General features: G+C 72.1%; 20 protein-coding genes. 12 read left to right on the forward strand and 8 right to left on the reverse strand.

The annotated features are described in order from the left end of the window. Positions 1 to 48 precede the first annotated feature (48 nt). Positions 49 to 711 carry a lysoplasmalogenase gene (locus MHW47_RS09335; protein ID WP_239222215.1) on the forward strand — a complete coding sequence of 221 codons (663 nt, stop codon included), beginning with the start codon at positions 49 to 51 and terminating at the stop codon, positions 709 to 711. 43 nt (positions 712 to 754) lie between these two features. Here MHW47_RS09335 and MHW47_RS09340 read toward each other — a convergent pair whose 3' ends face one another. Beyond that, positions 755 to 2,287, reverse strand: coding sequence for a S8 family serine peptidase (locus MHW47_RS09340; RefSeq protein WP_239222184.1), 1,533 nt, complete (start codon positions 2,285 to 2,287; stop codon positions 755 to 757). A gap of 284 nt (positions 2,288 to 2,571) precedes the next feature. Between MHW47_RS09340 and MHW47_RS09345 the strand changes: the two genes are divergently transcribed. The 3 genes from MHW47_RS09345 to moaA all read left to right on the forward strand — a co-directional run bounded on the left by MHW47_RS09345 (position 2,572) and on the right by moaA (position 5,720). After that, on the forward strand, positions 2,572 to 2,937 hold the full coding sequence (locus tag MHW47_RS09345) for a DUF485 domain-containing protein (protein WP_239222185.1): 366 nt from the start codon (positions 2,572 to 2,574) through the stop codon (positions 2,935 to 2,937). Beyond that, positions 2,934 to 4,565, forward strand: coding sequence for a cation acetate symporter (locus tag MHW47_RS09350; RefSeq protein ID WP_239222186.1), 1,632 nt, complete (start codon positions 2,934 to 2,936; stop codon positions 4,563 to 4,565). The genes MHW47_RS09345 and MHW47_RS09350 overlap by 4 nt, the downstream gene beginning before the upstream one ends. A 165-nt stretch (positions 4,566 to 4,730) precedes the next feature. Beyond that, complete coding sequence (gene moaA / locus MHW47_RS09355; protein WP_239222187.1) at positions 4,731 to 5,720, forward strand: GTP 3',8-cyclase MoaA; 990 nt, start codon at positions 4,731 to 4,733, stop codon at positions 5,718 to 5,720. Positions 5,721 to 5,729: 9 nt separating this feature from the next. Here the strand turns inward: moaA and MHW47_RS09360 are convergent, their stop codons facing one another. Together MHW47_RS09360 and MHW47_RS09365 are read right to left on the reverse strand one after the other, a co-directional pair. Further along, the gene (locus MHW47_RS09360) at positions 5,730 to 5,978 is read right to left on the reverse strand and encodes a hypothetical protein (protein WP_239222188.1); all 249 of its coding nucleotides are present in this window, start codon (positions 5,976 to 5,978) and stop codon (positions 5,730 to 5,732) included. Between the two features lie 205 nt (positions 5,979 to 6,183). Further along, positions 6,184 to 6,564, reverse strand: coding sequence for a DUF3099 domain-containing protein (locus MHW47_RS09365; RefSeq protein ID WP_239222189.1), 381 nt, complete (start codon positions 6,562 to 6,564; stop codon positions 6,184 to 6,186). A 193-nt stretch (positions 6,565 to 6,757) separates the two neighbouring features. Between MHW47_RS09365 and MHW47_RS09370 the strand changes: the two genes are divergently transcribed. Beyond that, positions 6,758 to 7,033, forward strand: coding sequence for a GlsB/YeaQ/YmgE family stress response membrane protein (locus MHW47_RS09370; protein WP_239222190.1), 276 nt, complete (start codon positions 6,758 to 6,760; stop codon positions 7,031 to 7,033). Between the two features lie 68 nt (positions 7,034 to 7,101). Here the strand turns inward: MHW47_RS09370 and tyrS are convergent, their stop codons facing one another. The 3 genes from tyrS to MHW47_RS09385 are packed head-to-tail and all read right to left on the reverse strand — an operon-like array spanning position 7,102 to position 11,345. After that, complete coding sequence (tyrS, locus tag MHW47_RS09375; protein ID WP_239222191.1) at positions 7,102 to 8,370, reverse strand: tyrosine--tRNA ligase; 1,269 nt, start codon at positions 8,368 to 8,370, stop codon at positions 7,102 to 7,104. 60 nt (positions 8,371 to 8,430) lie between these two features. After that, a complete protein-coding gene (locus MHW47_RS09380) occupies positions 8,431 to 9,825 on the reverse strand; it encodes a metallopeptidase TldD-related protein (RefSeq protein ID WP_239222192.1) in 1,395 nt (464 codons plus the stop codon). Next, the gene (locus MHW47_RS09385; RefSeq protein ID WP_239222193.1) at positions 9,822 to 11,345 is read right to left on the reverse strand and encodes a TldD/PmbA family protein; all 1,524 of its coding nucleotides are present in this window, start codon (positions 11,343 to 11,345) and stop codon (positions 9,822 to 9,824) included. Before MHW47_RS09385 ends, MHW47_RS09380 begins: the two co-directional genes overlap by 4 nt. A gap of 240 nt (positions 11,346 to 11,585) precedes the next feature. On the opposite strand from MHW47_RS09385, the gene fabG reads away from it, so the two are divergent. The 3 genes from fabG (at position 11,586) to MHW47_RS09400 (ending at position 13,647) form a co-directional block, all read left to right on the forward strand. Continuing rightward, positions 11,586 to 12,305, forward strand: a complete 720-nt coding sequence (gene fabG, locus MHW47_RS09390; RefSeq protein ID WP_239222194.1) for a 3-oxoacyl-[acyl-carrier-protein] reductase — start codon at positions 11,586 to 11,588, stop codon at positions 12,303 to 12,305. Positions 12,306 to 12,310: 5 nt separating this feature from the next. Beyond that, positions 12,311 to 13,078 carry an enoyl-ACP reductase FabI gene (fabI, locus tag MHW47_RS09395; protein WP_239222195.1) on the forward strand — a complete coding sequence of 256 codons (768 nt, stop codon included), beginning with the start codon at positions 12,311 to 12,313 and terminating at the stop codon, positions 13,076 to 13,078. A 194-nt stretch (positions 13,079 to 13,272) separates the two neighbouring features. Further along, positions 13,273 to 13,647, forward strand: coding sequence for a hypothetical protein (locus tag MHW47_RS09400; RefSeq protein ID WP_239222196.1), 375 nt, complete (start codon positions 13,273 to 13,275; stop codon positions 13,645 to 13,647). A gap of 12 nt (positions 13,648 to 13,659) precedes the next feature. Here the strand turns inward: MHW47_RS09400 and MHW47_RS09405 are convergent, their stop codons facing one another. Continuing rightward, entirely contained in the window at positions 13,660 to 14,334 is a 675-nt protein-coding gene (locus tag MHW47_RS09405) for a FadR/GntR family transcriptional regulator (RefSeq protein WP_239222197.1), read from the reverse strand. A gap of 134 nt (positions 14,335 to 14,468) precedes the next feature. Between MHW47_RS09405 and MHW47_RS09410 the strand changes: the two genes are divergently transcribed. The 4 genes from MHW47_RS09410 (at position 14,469) to MHW47_RS09420 (ending at position 16,859) form a co-directional block, all read left to right on the forward strand. Beyond that, complete coding sequence (locus MHW47_RS09410; RefSeq protein ID WP_239222198.1) at positions 14,469 to 15,767, forward strand: MFS transporter; 1,299 nt, start codon at positions 14,469 to 14,471, stop codon at positions 15,765 to 15,767. Positions 15,768 to 15,793: 26 nt separating this feature from the next. Next, positions 15,794 to 15,904, forward strand: coding sequence for an SGM_5486 family transporter-associated protein (locus MHW47_RS35690; protein ID WP_018553371.1), 111 nt, complete (start codon positions 15,794 to 15,796; stop codon positions 15,902 to 15,904). A gap of 152 nt (positions 15,905 to 16,056) precedes the next feature. Further along, positions 16,057 to 16,266 (forward strand): hypothetical protein, encoded by a 210-nt coding sequence (locus MHW47_RS09415; protein WP_239222199.1) that lies wholly within the window; start codon positions 16,057 to 16,059, stop codon positions 16,264 to 16,266. 74 nt (positions 16,267 to 16,340) lie between these two features. Further along, the gene (locus tag MHW47_RS09420) at positions 16,341 to 16,859 is read left to right on the forward strand and encodes a histidine phosphatase family protein (RefSeq protein WP_239222200.1); all 519 of its coding nucleotides are present in this window, start codon (positions 16,341 to 16,343) and stop codon (positions 16,857 to 16,859) included. A gap of 87 nt (positions 16,860 to 16,946) precedes the next feature. Here MHW47_RS09420 and serB read toward each other — a convergent pair whose 3' ends face one another. Next, positions 16,947 to 18,203: a phosphoserine phosphatase SerB gene (serB, locus tag MHW47_RS09425; protein WP_239222201.1), complete on the reverse strand. Its 1,257-nt coding sequence runs from the start codon at positions 18,201 to 18,203 to the stop codon at positions 16,947 to 16,949. Positions 18,204 to 18,275: the final 72 nt, after the last annotated feature.

An 18,275-nucleotide genomic window follows, 5' to 3' on the forward strand; every position in this document is an offset into this window, starting at 1 on the left:
CGCCACCGCCGCCCCCTCCGCTGCCGCGCCCGCCCCGGAGCGTGCCGGATGAGCGGCGGCCCGGTGCCGGGGCGCCGTGAGCGGTACGCGCGGCCCCTGCTGGCCGCCTTCCTCGTCGCGTGCGCGGTCGATCTCGCCGGCGTCCTCACCGGCCCCGAGGTCCTGCACCTCGTCGCCAAGCCGCTGCTGATGCCGCTGCTCGCCGGGTACGCCGCCGCCCGGCGCGGGCCACGGCTGCTGATCGCGGCGCTGCTGTGCGGCTGGGCGGGTGACGTGTTCCTGCTCGCCGACTCCGACGCGGCCTTCCTCGTCGGGATGGCCGGCTTCGCCGCGGGGCACGTCTGCTACCTGGTCCTGTTCGGCCGGGCTCCCGGCGGACTGCTGCCCGCGCTCGGCTACGCCCTGGTGCTCGCCGTCCTCGTGGCGCTGCTGTGGAGCGGGCTGCCGGGCGGGCTGCGGGTGCCGGTGGCCGGGTACAGCCTGCTGCTGACCGCCGTGGCGTACCGCTCCCGCGTCCTCGGCCGGTACGCCGCCGCGGGCGGGGCCCTCTTCCTGCTCTCCGACGCGCTGATCGCCGCCGGAATCGCCGACAGGCCCGAGCCGCCGGCCCCCGGCTTCTGGGTGATGCTCACCTACGTGGCCGCGCAACTCCTGCTCACCCTGGGCGCGTTGGCTCCGGCCGCAGGAAGGCGGCCGGAGCGCGCGATATGATCCAGCGGTCCGGGGGCCGGTCGCGCCGCCCCCGGACTCCGCGTCACCGGCGGACGGCGTCCAGCGCGTCCACCACCCCGGTCCCGTAGAAGCCGTTGCGGTGCTCACCGCCCTCGCAGACCGCGTCGACGGTCCCGTCGCCGTCGATGTCGTACGGCGCTCCGCACGCCTTCGCGTCGGCCTCCAGCGCCAGCAGCGCCTTGACGGCCGCGGGCGACGCGTACGGGTGCCTCGACCTGATCAGCGCCACCACGCCCGCGACGTGCGGTGAGGCCATCGACGTACCGGCCTTGTAGCCGTACCGGCCGCCCGGCAGCGTCGAGAGGATCAGCCCGCTCGTCGCCGGCGGCTCCGGCCGCTGGTACGTCGTCGAGTCACCGCCCGGCGCCGCCACGTCGACGACCCCGTTCCCGTAGTTGGAGTACGACGCCTTCAGGCCCTTCGCACCCGTCGCCGAGACGGTTACCACGCCCGGCAGCATCGTCGGGATGTCCGGGCACCGCGCCGGGTTCACGGACCGGTCGCCCGGCGTGGTGTCGTTGGGGCTGGTGGTGTCGGTGAGCGTGTCCGCCGCCAGGTCGTCGGAGGCGTTGCCCGCGGCGGCGACGTTGACGGCGCCCTTGCGCTCGGCGTACAGGGCGGCCCGCCGTACGGCCTCGACCAGGGCGCCCTGGTCGGGGTCGTCCTTGCAGTTGTACAGCCACGGGTCGGTGTAATAGCTGTTGTTGGTGACGTCGGCGCCGTGGTCGGCGGCCCAGACGAAGCCGCAGACGACGGCCTCGGTGTAGAAGAAGCCGCCCGGGTCGGCGACCTTGATGCCGGAGACCTTCACCCCGGGCGCCACCCCGGTGACGCCGACGCCGTTCTTCGCCGCCGCGACGGTACCGGCCACATGGGTGCCGTGGTCGCTCTCGCCGGGCTTCGGCCGCCAGGCGCCCTCGGTGGTGTCCGGGGCGCCGGAGGCGCAGTTGGCGGAGGCCGCGCGGTCGAAGTTCGGGGCCAGGTCCGGATGGGTGTCGTCCACGCCCGTGTCGATGACCGCGACCGTCACCCGCGCGCTGCCCTGCGTCCTGCGGTGGGCCTGGTCCGCCTTGATGGCCGGGAGGGCCCACTGGAGGGGTTCCATCGGGTCCTGGTCATCCGCGGCCACCGCTGCCGCCGCCCGCTCCTGGGCGGCCGTCAGGGGCACGTCGACCCCGATGTCCGTGGTGGCCTGGGGCACGATCGGGTTGGTGCGCGTGGCGCCCGCCGACTGGACGCCCCGGGTACGGCGGATCGTTTCGGCGAAGTCCGGGTTCGCCGAGCGGACGACGATGACACCGATCCGGTCGTAGGCGATCACCACCGTGCCGCCGGCCCGCTCCACCGCCCTGCCGACCTGCTCGACGGTTCCGCGACCGCCCCGCGTGTTCACGACGTACGACAGCTGGGGGCCGTCCGCCGCCACCGCCGCGGGGGCACCGGGCGCCGCCGGCGCCGCGGAGGCGACCCCCGGCAGGACGCCGAGCGAGGCGGTGAGGGCCAATCCGACGGGCAGCGCCAGCGCGCGCGTCCGTCCGGATACCAGATGAGCCATGGGGTCTCCACATCATCCGTGCCGACCGACCGGACACGGAGGGTGCCCGGTCGCGTACATGACCAGTGAAGCTAGCGCCGACCGTCCCGGCACATCAATCGATTCGCGCGAACATGTGCGCACCGATCCGCCCGGATGAGTGATGAGGGGGCGGGGGGAACCGGGGTGAACCGCTTCGCCACGCGCCGCGTGCCGTTGTCAGGGGGAGCGCACCACCACCCCCGACACGAGGACCGACAGTGAAACCAACCGTCCCCACGACCGCACCCGCGTCAGGAGAATCCGTGGCTACCGATGCACCGCCGCCCGAGGGCAGTACGGAGAAGAGCCCTGCCCAGCCCACCACCGAGGCGTTCCTCGCGGAGCAGGGCAGCGCGGAATTCGGCGAACTGCGCCGCTCCCACCGCACCTTCGCCTTCCCGCTGACCGTCGCCTTCGTCCTCTGGTACCTGCTGTACGTGCTGCTCTCCAACTACGCGGGCGGCTTCATGGGCACCAAGCTCTTCGGCAACATCAACGTGGCCTTCGCCTTCGGCCTCGCCCAGTTCCTCACCACCTTCCTCATCGCCTGGTTCTACGCGCGGTACGCCAACGCGAAGCTCGACCCCAAGGCCGAGGCCATCAAGTCCCGTATGGAGGCCGACGCATGAGCGCCGCGACCCACGCCCACACCGCCGTCACCCTGGCCGCCTCGTCGACCAGCGAGCACCGGCCCCTGATCATCACGCTGTTCGCCGTCTTCGTGGCCGCCACCCTCGGCATCACCGTCTGGGCCGGCCGCCAGACCCGCAGCGCCGCCGACTTCTACGCGGGCGGCCGCCAGTTCACCGCCTTCCAGAACGGCCTCGCGGTCTCCGGCGACTACATGTCCGCCGCGTCCTTCCTCGGCATCGCCGGCGCCATCGCCCTCTTCGGCTACGACGGCTTCCTCTACTCCATCGGCTTCCTCGTCGCCTGGCTGGTGGCCCTGCTGCTCGTCGCCGAGCCGCTGCGCAACTCCGGCCGCTACACCATGGGCGACGTCCTCGCCTACCGGATGCGCCAGCGCCCGGTGCGCACCGCGGCCGGCGTCTCCACCATCGTCGTCTCGATCTTCTACCTGCTGGCCCAGATGGCGGGCGCCGGCGCCCTGGTGACCCTGCTCCTCGGCATCAGCAGCGACAGCGGAAAGATCCTCATCGTCGCGCTGGTCGGCGTACTGATGATCGTCTACGTCACCATCGGCGGCATGAAGGGCACCACCTGGGTTCAGATGGTCAAGGCCGTCCTGCTCATCGCCGGCGCGCTCCTGATGACCCTCATGGTGCTGTGGAAGTTCGACTTCAACGTCTCCGACCTGCTGGGCACCGCCGCCGAGAAGAGCGGCCACGGCGCCGCGTTCCTGGAGCCCGGCCTCAAGTACGGCGTCTCCGACACCTCGAAGCTCGACTTCCTCTCCCTCGGCCTCGCCCTGGTCCTCGGCACCGCCGGCCTGCCGCACATCCTGATCCGCTTCTACACGGTCCCGACCGCCAAGGCCGCCCGTAAGTCCGTCAACTGGGCCATCGCCATCATCGGCGCGTTCTACCTGATGACCATCGCCCTCGGCTTCGGCGCCGCCGCCCTCATCGGCCCCGACAACATCGAGAAGCCCGGCAACACGGCCGCCCCGCAGCTCGCCGAGTACCTCGGCGGCGTCGGCACCACCGGCGGGGCGATCATGCTCGCCGTCATCTCCGCCGTCGCCTTCGCCACCATCCTCGCCGTCGTCGCCGGCCTCACCCTCGCCTCCTCCTCGTCCTTCGCCCACGACATCTACGCCAACGTCATCCGCAAGGGCCGGGCCACCGAGAAGGAGGAGATGCGCGCCGCCCGCTGGGCCACCGTCTTCATCGGTGCCGCCGCCATCGTCCTCGGCGCCTTCGCCCGCGACATGAACGTCGCCGGCCTCGTCGCCCTCGCCTTCGCCGTCGCCGCCTCCGCCAACCTGCCCACGATCCTCTACAGCCTCTTCTGGAAGCGCTTCACCACCCAGGGCGCCATGTGGTCGATCTACGGCGGCCTGGCCTCCTCCGTGATCCTGGTGCTGTTCTCGCCCGTCGTCTCCGGCAACGAGAAGTCCTCGATGTTCAAGGGCGTCGACTTCGCCTGGTTCCCGCTGGAGAATCCCGGCCTGATCTCCATCCCGCTGGGCTTCCTGCTCGGCTGGGTCGGCTCCCTGCTCTCCAAGGAGGAGCCGGACAAGGGCAAGTACGCCGAACTGGAGGTCAAGTCCCTCACCGGCATCGGCGCCCACTGAGCCGTACACCCGCACACCCGTGGGGCCGGGGCCGCGTCGTAGGGTCCTACGACGCGGCCCCGCCGCACCTCGTGCCAAACGGTCCCTTCCGCTGTCACCGCTCTCGCGTAGGCTCGAAAGAGACAGACACCGCGACCGGGAAGCCACCGGGGGAGGGGGCCCACCATGCTCATCGACACCTACGGGCGCGTCGCCACCGACCTGCGCGTCTCGCTCACCGACCGGTGCAACCTGCGCTGCACGTACTGCATGCCCGAAGAGGGCCTGCAATGGCTGGCCAAACCCGACCTCCTCAGCGACGACGAGATCGTCCGGCTCGTCCGCATCGCCGTGACCCTCCTGGGCGTCACCGAGGTCCGCTTCACCGGCGGCGAACCGCTGCTGCGTCCCGGCCTCGTCTCCATCGTCCAGCGCTGCGCCGCCCTCGACCCCCGCCCCCGGATGTCCCTCACCACCAACGGCATCGGCCTGCGGCGGACCGCCGCCGCCCTCAGGGACGCCGGGCTCGACCGGGTCAACGTCTCGCTGGACACCCTGCGCCCCGACGTGTTCAAGACGCTCACCCGCCGCGACCGCCACCACGACGTGCTGGAAGGTCTCGAAGCCGCCCGCGCCGCCGGGCTCACCCCCGTCAAGGTCAACACGGTCCTCATGCCGGGCCTCAACGACGACGAGGCGCCCGACCTCCTCGCCTGGGCCGTCGAACACGGTTACGAGCTGCGCTTCATCGAGCAGATGCCGCTCGACGCCCAGCACGGCTGGAAGCGCGAGGGCATGATCACCGCGGGCGACATCCTCGCCTCCCTGCGCACCCGCTTCGACCTCGCCCCCGAGGCGGGCGACGAGCGCGGTTCCGCCCCCGCCGAGCGCTGGATCGTGGACGGCGGCCCGCACCGCGTCGGCGTCATCGCCTCCGTCACCCGCCCGTTCTGCCGGGCCTGCGACCGGACCCGGCTCACCGCCGACGGCCAGGTGCGCACCTGCCTGTTCGCCCGGGAGGAGACCGACCTGCGCGGCGCGCTCCGGTCGGACGCGCCGGACGAGGAGATCGCCCGCATCTGGAAGCGCGCCATGTGGGGCAAGAAGGCCGGTTCCGGCCTTGACGACCCCAGCTTCCTCCAGCCGGACCGCCCCATGTCCGCGATCGGCGGCTGACCCGACCCGTCACGCCGAGGCGGACCGCGCCTCCCACTCCGCCAGCGTCACCACGTCCTTGAGGAAGCCCCGCACCCCGAGGAACCCGGACAGATGCTCCCGGTGCTCCTCGCAGGCCAGCCACGTCTTGCGCCGCTCCGGCGTGTGCAGCTTCGGGTTGTTCCAGGCCAGCACCCACACGGCGTCGGCACGGCAGCCCTTGGCCGAGCAGACGGGGGCGGCGGAGTCGGACGACGCGGCGGATCCGGGGGAGTTCACGGCTCAACCCTAGAGGAAGCCCGGAGCGGACCCGCCCGGACACATGGCGACGCCGGGCAGCCACGGGGGGAGCTGCCCGGCGTCGGTCCGTCGCTCCGACGGGGGATGCGGAGCGCCTACGAAGTATGTCACGCACACCCTGCCGGAGTGCACTGGAACGTCATGATTGATCTGAGCTTTTCTTGAGCTTGGACCCGTCCCGGGCTCAGGCGGGCCCCGCCCCATCCGAAGACCGGAAACCGCGTCCGGACTGCGGTGAACCCGGCCCCGGACCGGCCGCCGGAGCCGCGTCGAGCAGCGGGGTCGCGGGCGCCGGCACCACGAACGTCGAGGGCAGCGCGGGCGTGTTCTCGCGGCCCGCGTTGGCGATGACGACGGCGACGTACGGCAGCAGCACGCCGAGCCCGAGCGCCACGAACGCGATGTGCCGCTCCACGTTCCACAGGAGCGCCGCCGCCACCACGGACACCGTGCGCACGGTCATCGAGATCACGTAGCGCCGCTGTCTGCCCCGCACGTCCTCGGCGAGGCCCTGACGGGCCCCCGTGATCCGGAAGACCTCCGCACCGCCCTGCTTGCGCACCACGCCCACCAACCTTCCCCGGACCCGGACCGGCCGTCCCTACGCTACGCCCGGCGCCCCGCCCGTACGAGACCGGGGAGGCCGTACGCGCGCCTTCCGCCACCCGCCCGCGCGGACCCGCCCGGCGTGCGGCGCGCCGCCCCAGCACCGAGACTGGGCGGGAGACGCGCGCCGTCGCGTCGCTCAAGGAGGCAGCATGGGCTGGTTGTGGGCAATCATCGTGGGCCTGGTGCTGGGCCTGATCGCCAAGGCGATCCTGCCGGGCAAGCAGCAGATCCCACTCTGGCTGACGGTCATCTTCGGCATGATCGGCAGCGTCCTGGGAAACGCCGTCGCCACCTGGATCGGCGTCAACGACACCAAGGGCATCGACTGGACGCGCCATGTGCTCCAGCTCATCGGAGCGGTGGTGGTCGTCGGCGTCGGCGACATGATCTGGGCCTCGCTCCGGGGCACCAGACAGCGCACCTGACCCTCCCCGGACACCACGGCGGCCGGACACGCACCCCGCGTGCCCGGCCGCCGTCGTGAGAAGACACCTCAGCCGGTCGCGACCTCGATCGCAGCCAGGTTCTTCTTGCCCCGGCGCAGTACCAGCCAGCGTCCGTGCAGCAGCTCCTCGCGGGCAGGGGCCACCTCACCGTCGACGGCCTTTACGTTGTTCACGTACGCGCCGCCCTCCTTCACCGTGCGCCGCGCCCCCGACTTGCTCGGAGCCAGACCGACCTCCACCAGCAGGTCGACCAGAGGCCCCAGCTCGGTCACCCGGGCGTGCGGCACCTCGGACAGGGCGGCGCTCAGCGTCGCCTCGTCCAGCGCGTCCAGCTCACCCTGGCCGAACAGGGCCTTCGACGCGGCCACGACAGCCGCGCACTGCTCCGCACCGTGGACCAGCGTCGTCAGCTCCTCGGCCAGCGCGCGCTGCGCCGTCCGCGCCTGCGGGCGTTCCTCCGTAAGCTTTTCCAGCTCCTCAAGCTCGGCCGGAGTGCGGAAGCTGAGGATGCGCATGTAGCGGGAGATGTCCCGGTCGTCCACGTTCAGCCAGAACTGGTAGAACGCGTACGGCGTGGTCATGGAGGCGTCGAGCCAGACGGCCCCGCCTTCGGACTTGCCGAACTTGGTGCCGTCCGCCTTCGTCATCAGCGGGGTCGCCAGGGCGTGCACCTCGGCGCCCGGCTCCAGGCGGTGGATCAGGTCCAGTCCGGCCGTGAGGTTGCCCCACTGGTCGCTGCCGCCCTGCTGCAGGGTGCAGCCGTAGCGCCGGTACAGCTCCAGGAAGTCCATGCTCTGCAGCAACTGGTAGCTGAACTCGGTGTAGCTGATGCCCTCGTCGGACTCCAGCCGGCGGGCGATGGACTCCTTGGTCAGCATCTTGTTGACCCGGAAGTGCTTGCCGATGTCCCGCAGGAACTCGACTGCGGACATGCCCGCGGTCCAGTCCAGGTTGTTGACCATGACCGCGGCGTTCTCGCCCTCGAAGGACAGGAACGGCTCGATCTGGGCCCGCAGCCGGGTCACCCACTGGGCGACTGTCTCGGGGTCGTTCAGCGTGCGCTCGGCGGTCGGGCGGGGGTCACCGATCTGACCGGTGGCCCCGCCGACCAGAGCGAGCGGACGCAGACCGGCCTGTTGCAGCCGGCGCATCGTGAGCACCTGCACCAGATGGCCGACGTGCAGACTGGCCGCGGTGGGGTCGTAACCGCAATAGAACGTGACGGGACCGTCCGCGAGAGCCTTGCGCAAAGCGTCTTCATCTGTGGACTGGGCGAACAGCCCGCGCCACTTCAGCTCGTCGACGATGTCCGTCACGGTTCCGGTGCTCCTTGTGGTCAAGAGAGGGTTATTGTTTTTTCGACCAGTCTAGGCCGGTCACACGCCCCGGCTGACCGAGCTCATGTTGAAGTCCGGGATGCGCAGGGGCGGCATCGCGGCGCGGGTGAACCAGTCGCCCCACTCGCGCGGCAGCGTCTTCTCCGTGCGGCCCGCCTCCGTGGCGCGGGTCAGCAGGTCGACCGGGGACTCGTTGAACCGGAAGTTGTTCACCTCGCCCACCACCTCGCCGTCCTCGACCAGGTAGACGCCGTCCCGGGTCAGCCCGGTCAGCAGCAGCGTGGCCGGGTCCACCTCGCGGATGTACCAGAGGCAGGTCAGCAGCAGCGCCCGGCCGGTCGTGGCGGCCACCATCTCGTCCAGCGACCGCTCGCCGCCGCCCTCCAGGATCAGGTTGTCGATCGCCGGGGCGAGCGGCAGCCCGGTCAGGGCGGCGGTGTGCCGGGTCGTCGTCAGCCGCTCCAGACGGCCGTCGGCCACCCAGTCGGTCCGGGACAGCGGCAGTCCGTTGTCGAACACCGACCCGCCGTCCCCGGAGGAGTGCGCCAGGACGAACGGGGCCGACTCCAGGCCGGGGGCGTGCGGATCGCTGCGCAGGGTCAGCGGCAGCGGGGACAGCGTCTCGCCGAGCCGGGTGCCGCCGCCCGGCCTGGAGAACACCGTCCGGCCCTCGGAGGCGTCCCGGGCCGTGGAGGACCACAGCTGGTAGATCAGCAGGTCCGCGACCGCGGTCGGCGGCAGCAGCGTCTCGTACCGCCCGGCGGGCAGCTCGATCCGGCGCTCCGCCCAGCCGAGCCGCCGTGCCAGCTCCGCGTCCATCTCCGCCGGGTCCACGTCCTTGAAGTCGCGCGTGGAGCGGCCGGCCCAGGCCGAACGGGTGCGGTCGGGCGACTTGGCGTTCAGCTCCAGCGTGCCGTTCGGCTGGTCGTGGCGCAGCCGCAGCCCCGTGGACGTACCGAGGTAGCTGGAGGTCATCTGGTGGTGGGCGAAGCCGTACAGCTCGCGCCCCCCGGCCCGGGCCCGCGCGAAGGCGTCCCCGAGGGCCGGCGCGAACGCGGCGAACACCTCCGAGTCCGTCTCGGCCGGCGCGTCCGTGAAGTCCGGCGACGCGGGCACCCCGGTGACCAGCGGCTGCGCGTCCTCCGCGGGACCGGCGGCGCGCGCGGCCGCCTCGGCGGCCCGGACCAGCGGCTCCAGGTCGTCCGCGGTGACGGCGGCGCGGGAGACCACCCCGGACGCGGCGCCCTCGGCCCCGTCGACCGTGGCGACGACGGTCACCGTCCGGCCGCGGGTCACCCCGTTGGTGGTGAGCGCGTTGCCGGCCCAGCGCAGGTTGGCCGAGGACTCCTCGTCGGCGATGACCACGCAGCCGTCGGCGGTGGACAGGTCGAGCGCGCGCTCGACGATCTCGTGCGGCTTGCTGACGCGGCTCATCGCCCGGCCTCCTGCGTCGTATTGAGGATGTTCACGCCCCGGAACAGGGCGGAGGGGCAGCCGTGGGAGACGGCCGCGACCTGGCCCGGCTGGGCCTTGCCGCAGTTGAAGGCGCCGCCCAGCACATACGTCTGCGGGCCGCCGACCTTCTCCATCGAGCCCCAGAAGTCCGTCGTCGTCGCCTGGTACGCGACGTCGCGCAGCTGACCGGCCAGCCGGCCGTTCTCGATGCGGAAGAACCGCTGCCCGGTGAACTGGAAGTTGTACCGCTGCATGTCGATGGACCACGACCGGTCCCCGACCACGTAGATCCCGCGCTCCACCCCACCGATCAGGTCCTCCGTGGAGAGCCCGCCGGGGTCCGGCTGCAGCGACACGTTCGCCATGCGCTGTACGGGGACGTGGCCGGGGGAGTCCGCGTAGGCGCAGCCGTTCGACCGGCCCAAGCCCGTCAGCTTCGCGATCCGGCGGTCCGTCTGGTAGCCCACCAGCGTCCCGTCCTTCACCAGGTCCCAGGACTGCGCCTCGACGCCCTCGTCGTCGTAGCCGATGGTGGCGAGCCCGTGCTCGGCGGTGCGGTCGCCCGTCACGTTCATCACCGGCGAGCCGTACGCCAGCTTGCCGAGTTGGTCGAACGTGGCGAACGACGTTCCCGCGTACGCCGCCTCGTAACCCAGCGCCCGGTCCAGCTCCGTGGCGTGCCCGATGGACTCGTGGATGGTCAGCCACAGGTTGGACGGGTCCACGACCAGGTCGTACGTCCCCGCCGTCACGCTCGGCGCCCGCATCTTCTCGGCCAGCAGGCCCGGGATGCTCTCCAGCTCCGCGTCCCAGTCCCAGCCGGTGCCGGTCAGGTACTCCCAGCCCCGGCCCACCGGCGGCGCGATGGTGCGCATCGAGTCGAACTCGCCGGTCGCCGAGTCCACCGCGACGGCGGTGAACTGCGGATGCAGCCGGACCCGCTGCTGCGTGGTCACGGTGCCCGCCGTGTCCGCGTAGAACTTGTTCTCGTGGACGGTCATCAGCGAGGCGTCCACATGCGCCACGCCCTCGGCCGCCAGCAGCCGGGCGCTCCAGTCGGCGAGCAGCCCCGCCTTCTCCGCGGCGGGCACGTCGAAGGGGTCGATCTCGTAGGAGGAGACCCAGGTGCGCTCGCCGTGCGACGGCTCGTCCGCCAGTTCCACCCGCTCGTCGGAGCCCGCCGCCGCGATCACCTTCGCCGACAGCTTGGCCATCGCGACGGCCTGCGAGGCGACCCGCGCCGCCGCGTCCATCGTCAGATCGACCCCGGAGGCGAACCCCCAGGCCCCGCCGTGCACGACCCGGACCGCGTAACCGAGGTCCGTGGTGTCGGAGCCCCCGGCGGGCCGGGCGTCCCGCAGCCGCCAGGTGGCGCTGCGCACCCGCTCGAAGCGGAAGTCGGCGTGCGCCGCCCCGAGCGCCCGCGCCCGCGCCAGCGCCGCGTCGGCGAGGGCACGTAGCGGAAGCGCCAGGAACGACTGATCTACCTCATGGGGCACGGGCGGCCTCTCCTTCACGGTCACATCGCCTCGGATCGCGTGCGTTGCCTCGGAACGTTCACGACGCAGTGAAGCACGGCCCGCTTCCCGTCGCGGCGGAATTCACCGGTCGGCACCGCGCCCCGACTGTAGGAACCCGACAGTGCCCGGCCGGAGGCCCTGTCAGGGGCCGATTCTCCGCCGCGCGGACGGTACCGATAGGTTTCCGAGGTACCAGACCGCTATCGAAAGGGTGATCCGTTGAGCCGCTCGGTTCTCGTCACCGGAGGAAACCGGGGCATCGGCCTCGCCATCGCCCGCGCTTTCGCCGCCAACGGCGACAAGGTCGCGATCACCTACCGATCCGGGGAGCCGCCGGCCGAGCTCACCGAGGCCGGTGTCCTCGCGGTCCGTTGCGACATCACGGACCCCGAGCAGGTGGAGCAGGGCTACAAGGAGATCGAGGAGAAGCACGGCAACGTGGAGGTGCTGGTGGCCAACGCCGGCATCACCAGGGACCAGTTGCTGATGCGGATGTCCGAGGAGGACTTCACGTCCGTCCTGGACACCAACCTCACCGGCACCTTCCGGGTCGTCAAGCGCGCCAACCGCGGCATGCTGCGCGCCAAGAAGGGCCGCGTCGTCCTCATCTCCTCCGTCGTCGGCCTTCTCGGCTCGGCCGGCCAGGCCAACTACGCCGCCTCGAAGGCCGGTCTGGTCGGTTTCGCCAGGTCGCTGGCGCGCGAGCTGGGTTCGCGCAACATCACCTTCAACGTCGTCGCGCCCGGCTTCGTCGACACCGACATGACGCAGGTGCTCACCGAGGAACAGCGCAAGGGCATCGTGGCCCAGGTGCCGCTCGCGCGTTACGCGCAGCCCGAGGAGATCGCCGCCGCGGTGCGCTTCCTCGCGTCCGACGACGCGTCGTACATCACTGGAGCCGTCATCCCCGTTGACGGCGGATTGGGCATGGGTCACTGATCAGCATGAGCGGAATTCTCGACGGCAAGCGCATCCTCGTCACCGGTGTGCTGATGGAGTCGTCCATCGCCTTCCACGCCGCCAAGGTGGCCCAGGAGCAGGGCGCCGAGGTCATCCTGACCGCGTTCCCCCGGCCCACGCTGACCGAGCGCATCGCCAAGAAGCTCCCCAAGCCCGCCAAGGTCATCGAGCTGGACGTGACCAACCAGGAGCACCTGGACCGCCTCGCCGGGCTGGTGCGCGACGAGCTGGGCTCGCTGGACGGCGTCGTGCACTCCATCGGCTTCGCGCCGCAGGACGCGCTCGGCGGCAACTTCCTCAACACCCCCTTCGAGTCGGTCTCCACGGCGATGCACGTCTCGGCGTTCTCGCTGAAGTCGCTCGCCATGGCGTGCAAGCCGCTGATGAGCGAGGGCGGCTCCATCGTCGGCCTCACCTTCGACGCCCAGTTCGCCTGGCCGCAGTACGACTGGATGGGCCCGGCCAAGGCCGCGCTGGAGGCCACCTCCCGCTACCTCGCCCGCGACCTCGGCCCGGACGGCATCCGCTGCAACCTGATCTCGGCCGGGCCGCTCGGCTCCATGGCCGCCAAGTCCATCCCCGGCTTCGACGGGCTCGCCGAGGTGTGGAACACCCGCGCCCCGCTCGCCTGGGACATGAAGGACCCGGAGCCGGCCGGCCGCGGCATCGTCGCGCTGCTCTCGGACTTCTTCCCGAAGACCACCGGCGAGATCATCCACGTCGACAGCGGCGTGCACATGATGGGCGCCTGACCCCGCACTCCGCGGTTCGGCCGCGCACCACCCCCGGGACCACCGGGCGGCGGTGCGCGGCCGTTTCCGTGTCCCCGTGCCGTACGCCCCCGGGGCGCTCAGGTCGAAAAGCCGGACGATCCACCGCAGAATGTGGAGGAACCGGACTTCTGGTCGGGCCCGGTGTTCCGGCCGGGCATGGGGAGGAGATCGCTGTGCGCCGCACACATCGCCGAACCCGGTCCCTGCTGGCCTCCTGCGCGGTCGTCACCGGGCTGCTCGTCCCGGCCGGCCTGTACGCCGCCGGGTACGTCGGGGCCGTCGGCGCCGCCGCACCGCCCGCGCCCAGCCCCGAGCCCTCCGGCGCCGAGTGCCGCACGTCCATCGAGGGCTCCCGCGTCATCGCGTACTGCCACAACCCCTACCCCCGGGCCGACCGCGTCCAGCTGCACACCGAGTGCGCCCGCTGGTGGGACGTGGACGCCGACACCCGGCCGGTCACCGTCCCACCGGCCCGGACGGTCCGCCTGACGGACCGCTGCTGGAAGGAAGTCGCCTCGGCGTGGATCACCCACGCCGTGCGGAGCTAGACCGTGCCCCGTCTAGACCCGGTCCGCCCGGCAGGACAGCGTGTGGCTCGCGGCCTCCGCCGCCGCCGTCTCCGCGTCGCCCGCCCGGATCGCCTCCACCAGCCGGCTGTGGTCCATCGGCGTCTCCGGTGTCAGGTCCTCGCCCACGTCCTCGCGCAGGTAGTCCCGCAGCAGGTCGCCCAGGTCCGCGTACAGCTCCGTCAGCACGTCGTTGTGGGAGGCGGCCACCACCGCCAGGTGCAGCGTCGAGTCGGCGTCCACGAACGCCTCGGCGTCCCCCGCCGCCCACGTCTCCTCCCGGCGCTTCATGAGCGCGTCCAGCTGCTTCAGGTCCCGCTCCGTACGCCGTACGGCCGCCAGCCGCGCCGCCGAGGACTCCAGGGTCGAGCGCAGCTCCGCCACGTGGCGGGGGTCCGCCGAGGCGAACCGGCGGTGCATCACCCCGGCCAGCTCGCTGGTGGCCACCACGTAGGTGCCCGACCCCTGCCGGATGTCGAGCAGCCCGTTGTGCGCGAGTGCCCGCACCGCCTCGCGGACGGTGTTGCGGGCCACCCCCAGCTGCTCGACCAGCTCGGGTTCGGTGGGGATGCGGGAGCCCACCGGCCACTCGCCCGTCGTGATCTGGTTCCTCAGCTGGGCAATCACCTGGTCGGCGAGTGCCGAACGCCGCGTGGACGTCAGCGCCATGGTGCTCCTCGGTCGCAACTTCTCCTGGGCCACCCGGATCTTCTCAGGGCCCGGAACCCGGCGGGTGACCTCACCGGGGTCCGGCGGGCGGACGGAATGGACAACCAATCATCCCATGATTCTATGATGGAGTCATGCGTGACGACGAGACCCCTCCCCAGACCGCGATCCGCACCCTGAGGCCGGCCGACCCGGCGGCCACCCGCCACGACGCCCCCGCCCCGCGCACCGGCCCCTCACCCTGGACCCTGCGCCTGGTCGCCCTCGGCCTCGTCCTCACCGCCGTCAACCTCCGCCCCGCCATCACCAGCCTCGGCGCCCTGCTCGAAGAGGTGCGCGACGGGCTGCACATGAGCGGCAGCGTCGCCGGAGTGCTCACCTCCGTGCCCCCGCTCTGCTTCGCGGTCTTCGGCGTCATGGCGCCCCGCCTCGCCCGCCGCTTCGGACCGGGCGCCGTGGTCTGCGCCGGCATGGCCGCCATCACGGCCGGCCTGGTCATCCGGCCCCTGGTCGGCGGCACCGCGGGCTTCCTCGCCGCCAGCGCCCTGGCCCTCATGGGCATCGCCGTCAGCAACGTCCTGATGCCGGTCATCGTCAAGCGCTGGTTCCCCGACCGCATCGGCTCCATGACCGGGCTCTACTCCATGGCCCTGGCCCTCGGCACCTCGCTCGCCGCCGCCGTCACCGTCCCCCTGACCGACGCGATGGGCGGCGGCTGGAAGGCCGGCCTCGGCATCTGGGCCGTGCTCGCCGCCGCCGCGATCCTGCCCTGGCTCCCGCTCGTACGGGACCGGGCCACCACCCACGACACCCCCGCCGGGGACCGGGCCGGCGCACAGCCGCAGGCCGCCGCCCTGCGAATCACCCGCAGCCGGACCGCCTGGGCCCTCGCCTGCTTCTTCGGCCTCCAGGCCACCGCCGCCTACATCACCATGGGCTGGATGCCCCAGATCTTCCGCGACGCCGGGGTCTCGGCCGGCACGGCGGGCGTCCTGCTCGCCCTCATCATGGCCATGGGCGTCCCGCTCGCCTTCGTGATCCCGCGCGTCGCCGGACGGATGCGGCACCAGGGCCCGATCGTGGTCCTCCTCGGCGCCTGCGGCCTCACCGGCTACGCGGGCCTCTACCTGGCCCCGGCGGGCGGCGCCTGGGTCTGGGCGCTGCTCCTGGGCATCTCCAACTGCGCCTTCCCGCTCGCCCTCACCATGATCGGCATGCGGGCCCGCAGCGGCGCCGGCGTGGTCCGGCTGTCCGCGTTCGCGCAGTCCACCGGCTACCTGATCTCCATCCCCGGACCGCTCCTGGTCGGCGTGCTCTACCAGCACAGCGGCGGCTGGGGCCTGCCCATCGCGCTGATGGCCGCCCTCATGGTGCCGCAGATGGTCATGGGCGTCCTGGCGGGCCGGGACCGGACGATCGAGGACGAATGCTGAGATGCGAGACTGGGGCCATGTCACCTGTGCTCGATCCGAACCCCCAGAACGGTCAGAAGAAGCTGCTCCTCGTCTTCGGGGCCATGCTGCTGATCACGGTCGTCGTCGGCGTCATCGCCTCCATCGCCTCGCCGTGACCCGCTGACCCGCCGCCCGGCGATGGTGGTGCCAGCACCACCATCCCCTAGGGGGCCAGGGTCAGGGTGAAGTGGGTGGCTCACCGGATGGGAGCGGCGCCGCCGCCTCCGTAGGTTCTGAGCAACAGAACCGAGCATCCACGGAGGCGGACATGCCGGCCCGTACGCAGCACCCGCGGCCCACCCACCCGGCGTCGAGCGGCGCCGACGTCCGGCTGCCGTGGTGGGCCGTCGCGCTGCCCGCCCTCGCCTTCGCCGCGCTGCTGCTGCTGATCGCCGGACCGGGCCAGGCACAGGCCGCCACGGGCGAATCCGCGACCGGCCAGCTGCTGCGGCACCTCCTCGCGCTGCTGACCCGCTGATGCCCGCCGGCCGGCCCGGACGAAGGCTCCAACACCCTGCGCCAGGTGGCACTTTTCATGCGAAGCTGAGATGTATGAGCGCCGAAACACCTCGCAGGATCGTCCTTCTCCGGCATGCCAAGGCGGAATGGTCGCAGGAGTCCGACCATGAGCGCCCGCTGGCCGAGCGCGGCCGCCTGGAGGCCCCCATGGTGGGCCGCAGGCTGGCCGATACCGGCATCACCTTCGATCTGGCCCTCTGCTCGACCGCCGTGCGCACACGGGAGACGTGGAAGCTGGCCGTGCACGAGATGCCCCGGCGCCCCAGGACCGTGTACGAGGAGCGGCTCTACGAGGCCTCGCTCGGCGAACTGATCGCCCTGGTGAACGAGACCCCCGACGAGGTGGGCGACCTGCTGGTCATCGGCCACAACCCCGGTATGCACGCGCTCGCCGACGCCCTCTCCGGCAGCGGTGAGCGCGAGGCGCTCTCCCGGATGGGGCGCGGCGGCTTCCCGACCGCCGCCTTCGCCGAGGTCGAGTTCACCGGCCCCTGGAAGTCCGTCGAACACGGCGTCGGCCGCCTCGTCGAGTACTGGACGCCCCACGACTGACCCCGCCGCCCGCGCGCGAAGGGCCCCGGCCGCGTCCCACGACGCGGGCCGGGGCCCTCTGCGTACCTCACGTCCGTACGGTGGTGGCTACTCGACCAGGCCGTCCGCCGCCTCGACCTCCTCGCGGGTGACCCCGAGCAGGTACAGCACGGTGTCCAGGAACGGCACGTTCACCGCGGTGTGCGCGGCCTCGCGGACCACCGGTTTGGCGTTGAACGCGACCCCGAGCCCCGCCGTGTTCAGCATGTCCAGGTCGTTGGCCCCGTCACCGATCGCCACCGTCTGCGCCAGCGGCACCCCCGCCTGGGCGGCGAAGCTCCGCAGCAGCCGGGCCTTGCCCGCCCGGTCCACGATGTCCCCGGTCACCCGGCCCGTGAGCTTGCCGTCCACGACCTCCAGCGTGTTGGCGGAGGCGAAGTCCAGCCCCAGCCGCTCCTGGAGGTCGTCGGTCACCTGCGTGAACCCGCCCGACACCACACCCACTTGGTAGCCGAGCCGTTTCAGCGTACGGATCAGCGTCCGGGCGCCGGGCGTCAGCCGTACCTCGGAGCGGACCTTGTCCACCACGGACGCGTCGAGCCCCGCCAGCAGCGCCACCCGGGCGTGCAGCGACTGCTCGAAGTCCAGCTCGCCCCGCATCGCCCGCTCGGTCACCTCCGCGACCTCGGCCTCGCAGCCCGCGTGCGCCGCGAACAGCTCGATGACCTCGTCCTGGATCAGCGTCGAGTCGACGTCCATCACCACGAGCCGCTGCGCCCGGCGGCTGAGCCCCGCCGACACGACGGCCACGTCCACGCCGATGCCCGCGGCCTCCGGCGCCAGCGCGGTGCGCAGCTCCTCCGTCCCCGTACCGGACACCGCGAACTCGACGGCCGTGACCGGATACTTCGCCAGCCGGAAGATGCGGTCGATGTTTCCGCCGGTCGAGGTGATCCTGGCCGCTATGGCCGCCGTCGACTCGGCGGTCAGCGGGTGCCCCAGCACCGTCACGTGGGACCGGCCCGAGCCGCGCGGCCGGTTGTCGCCCCGGCCGGAGATGATCTCGGCCTGGAGCTTCAGCGACTCGGCCCAGCTGTGCACGGTGGCGCGCAGGTCGCCCTCGGTGGTCCCGCCGGCGGCGGGGGCGGTGACCAGGGCGCACAGGACGATACGGCCCCGTGTCACGACCTGCTCGATGTCGATCACGTCCACCGCGTACGCGGCCAGGGTGTCGAAGAGGCCCGCGGTGATGCCGGGGCGGTCCTTCCCGAATATCTTCACCAGAAGGGTCGGGACGTCCGGACCGTGCACGGACGCGGCGGGCTCGGGAGACGGGGCGGGCTCAGAGGGCCGGGATACGCTCATGGTGCCTCCACCGTATCGGTCCGCGCGCCGGCCGCGACGGCCCGTCCCGAGTGCCGGACAGCCCGCCGGCCG

The sequence above is a fragment of the Streptomyces sp. OfavH-34-F genome, assembly GCF_022347745.1.
In the GTDB taxonomy this organism is placed as follows: domain Bacteria; phylum Actinomycetota; class Actinomycetes; order Streptomycetales; family Streptomycetaceae; genus Streptomyces.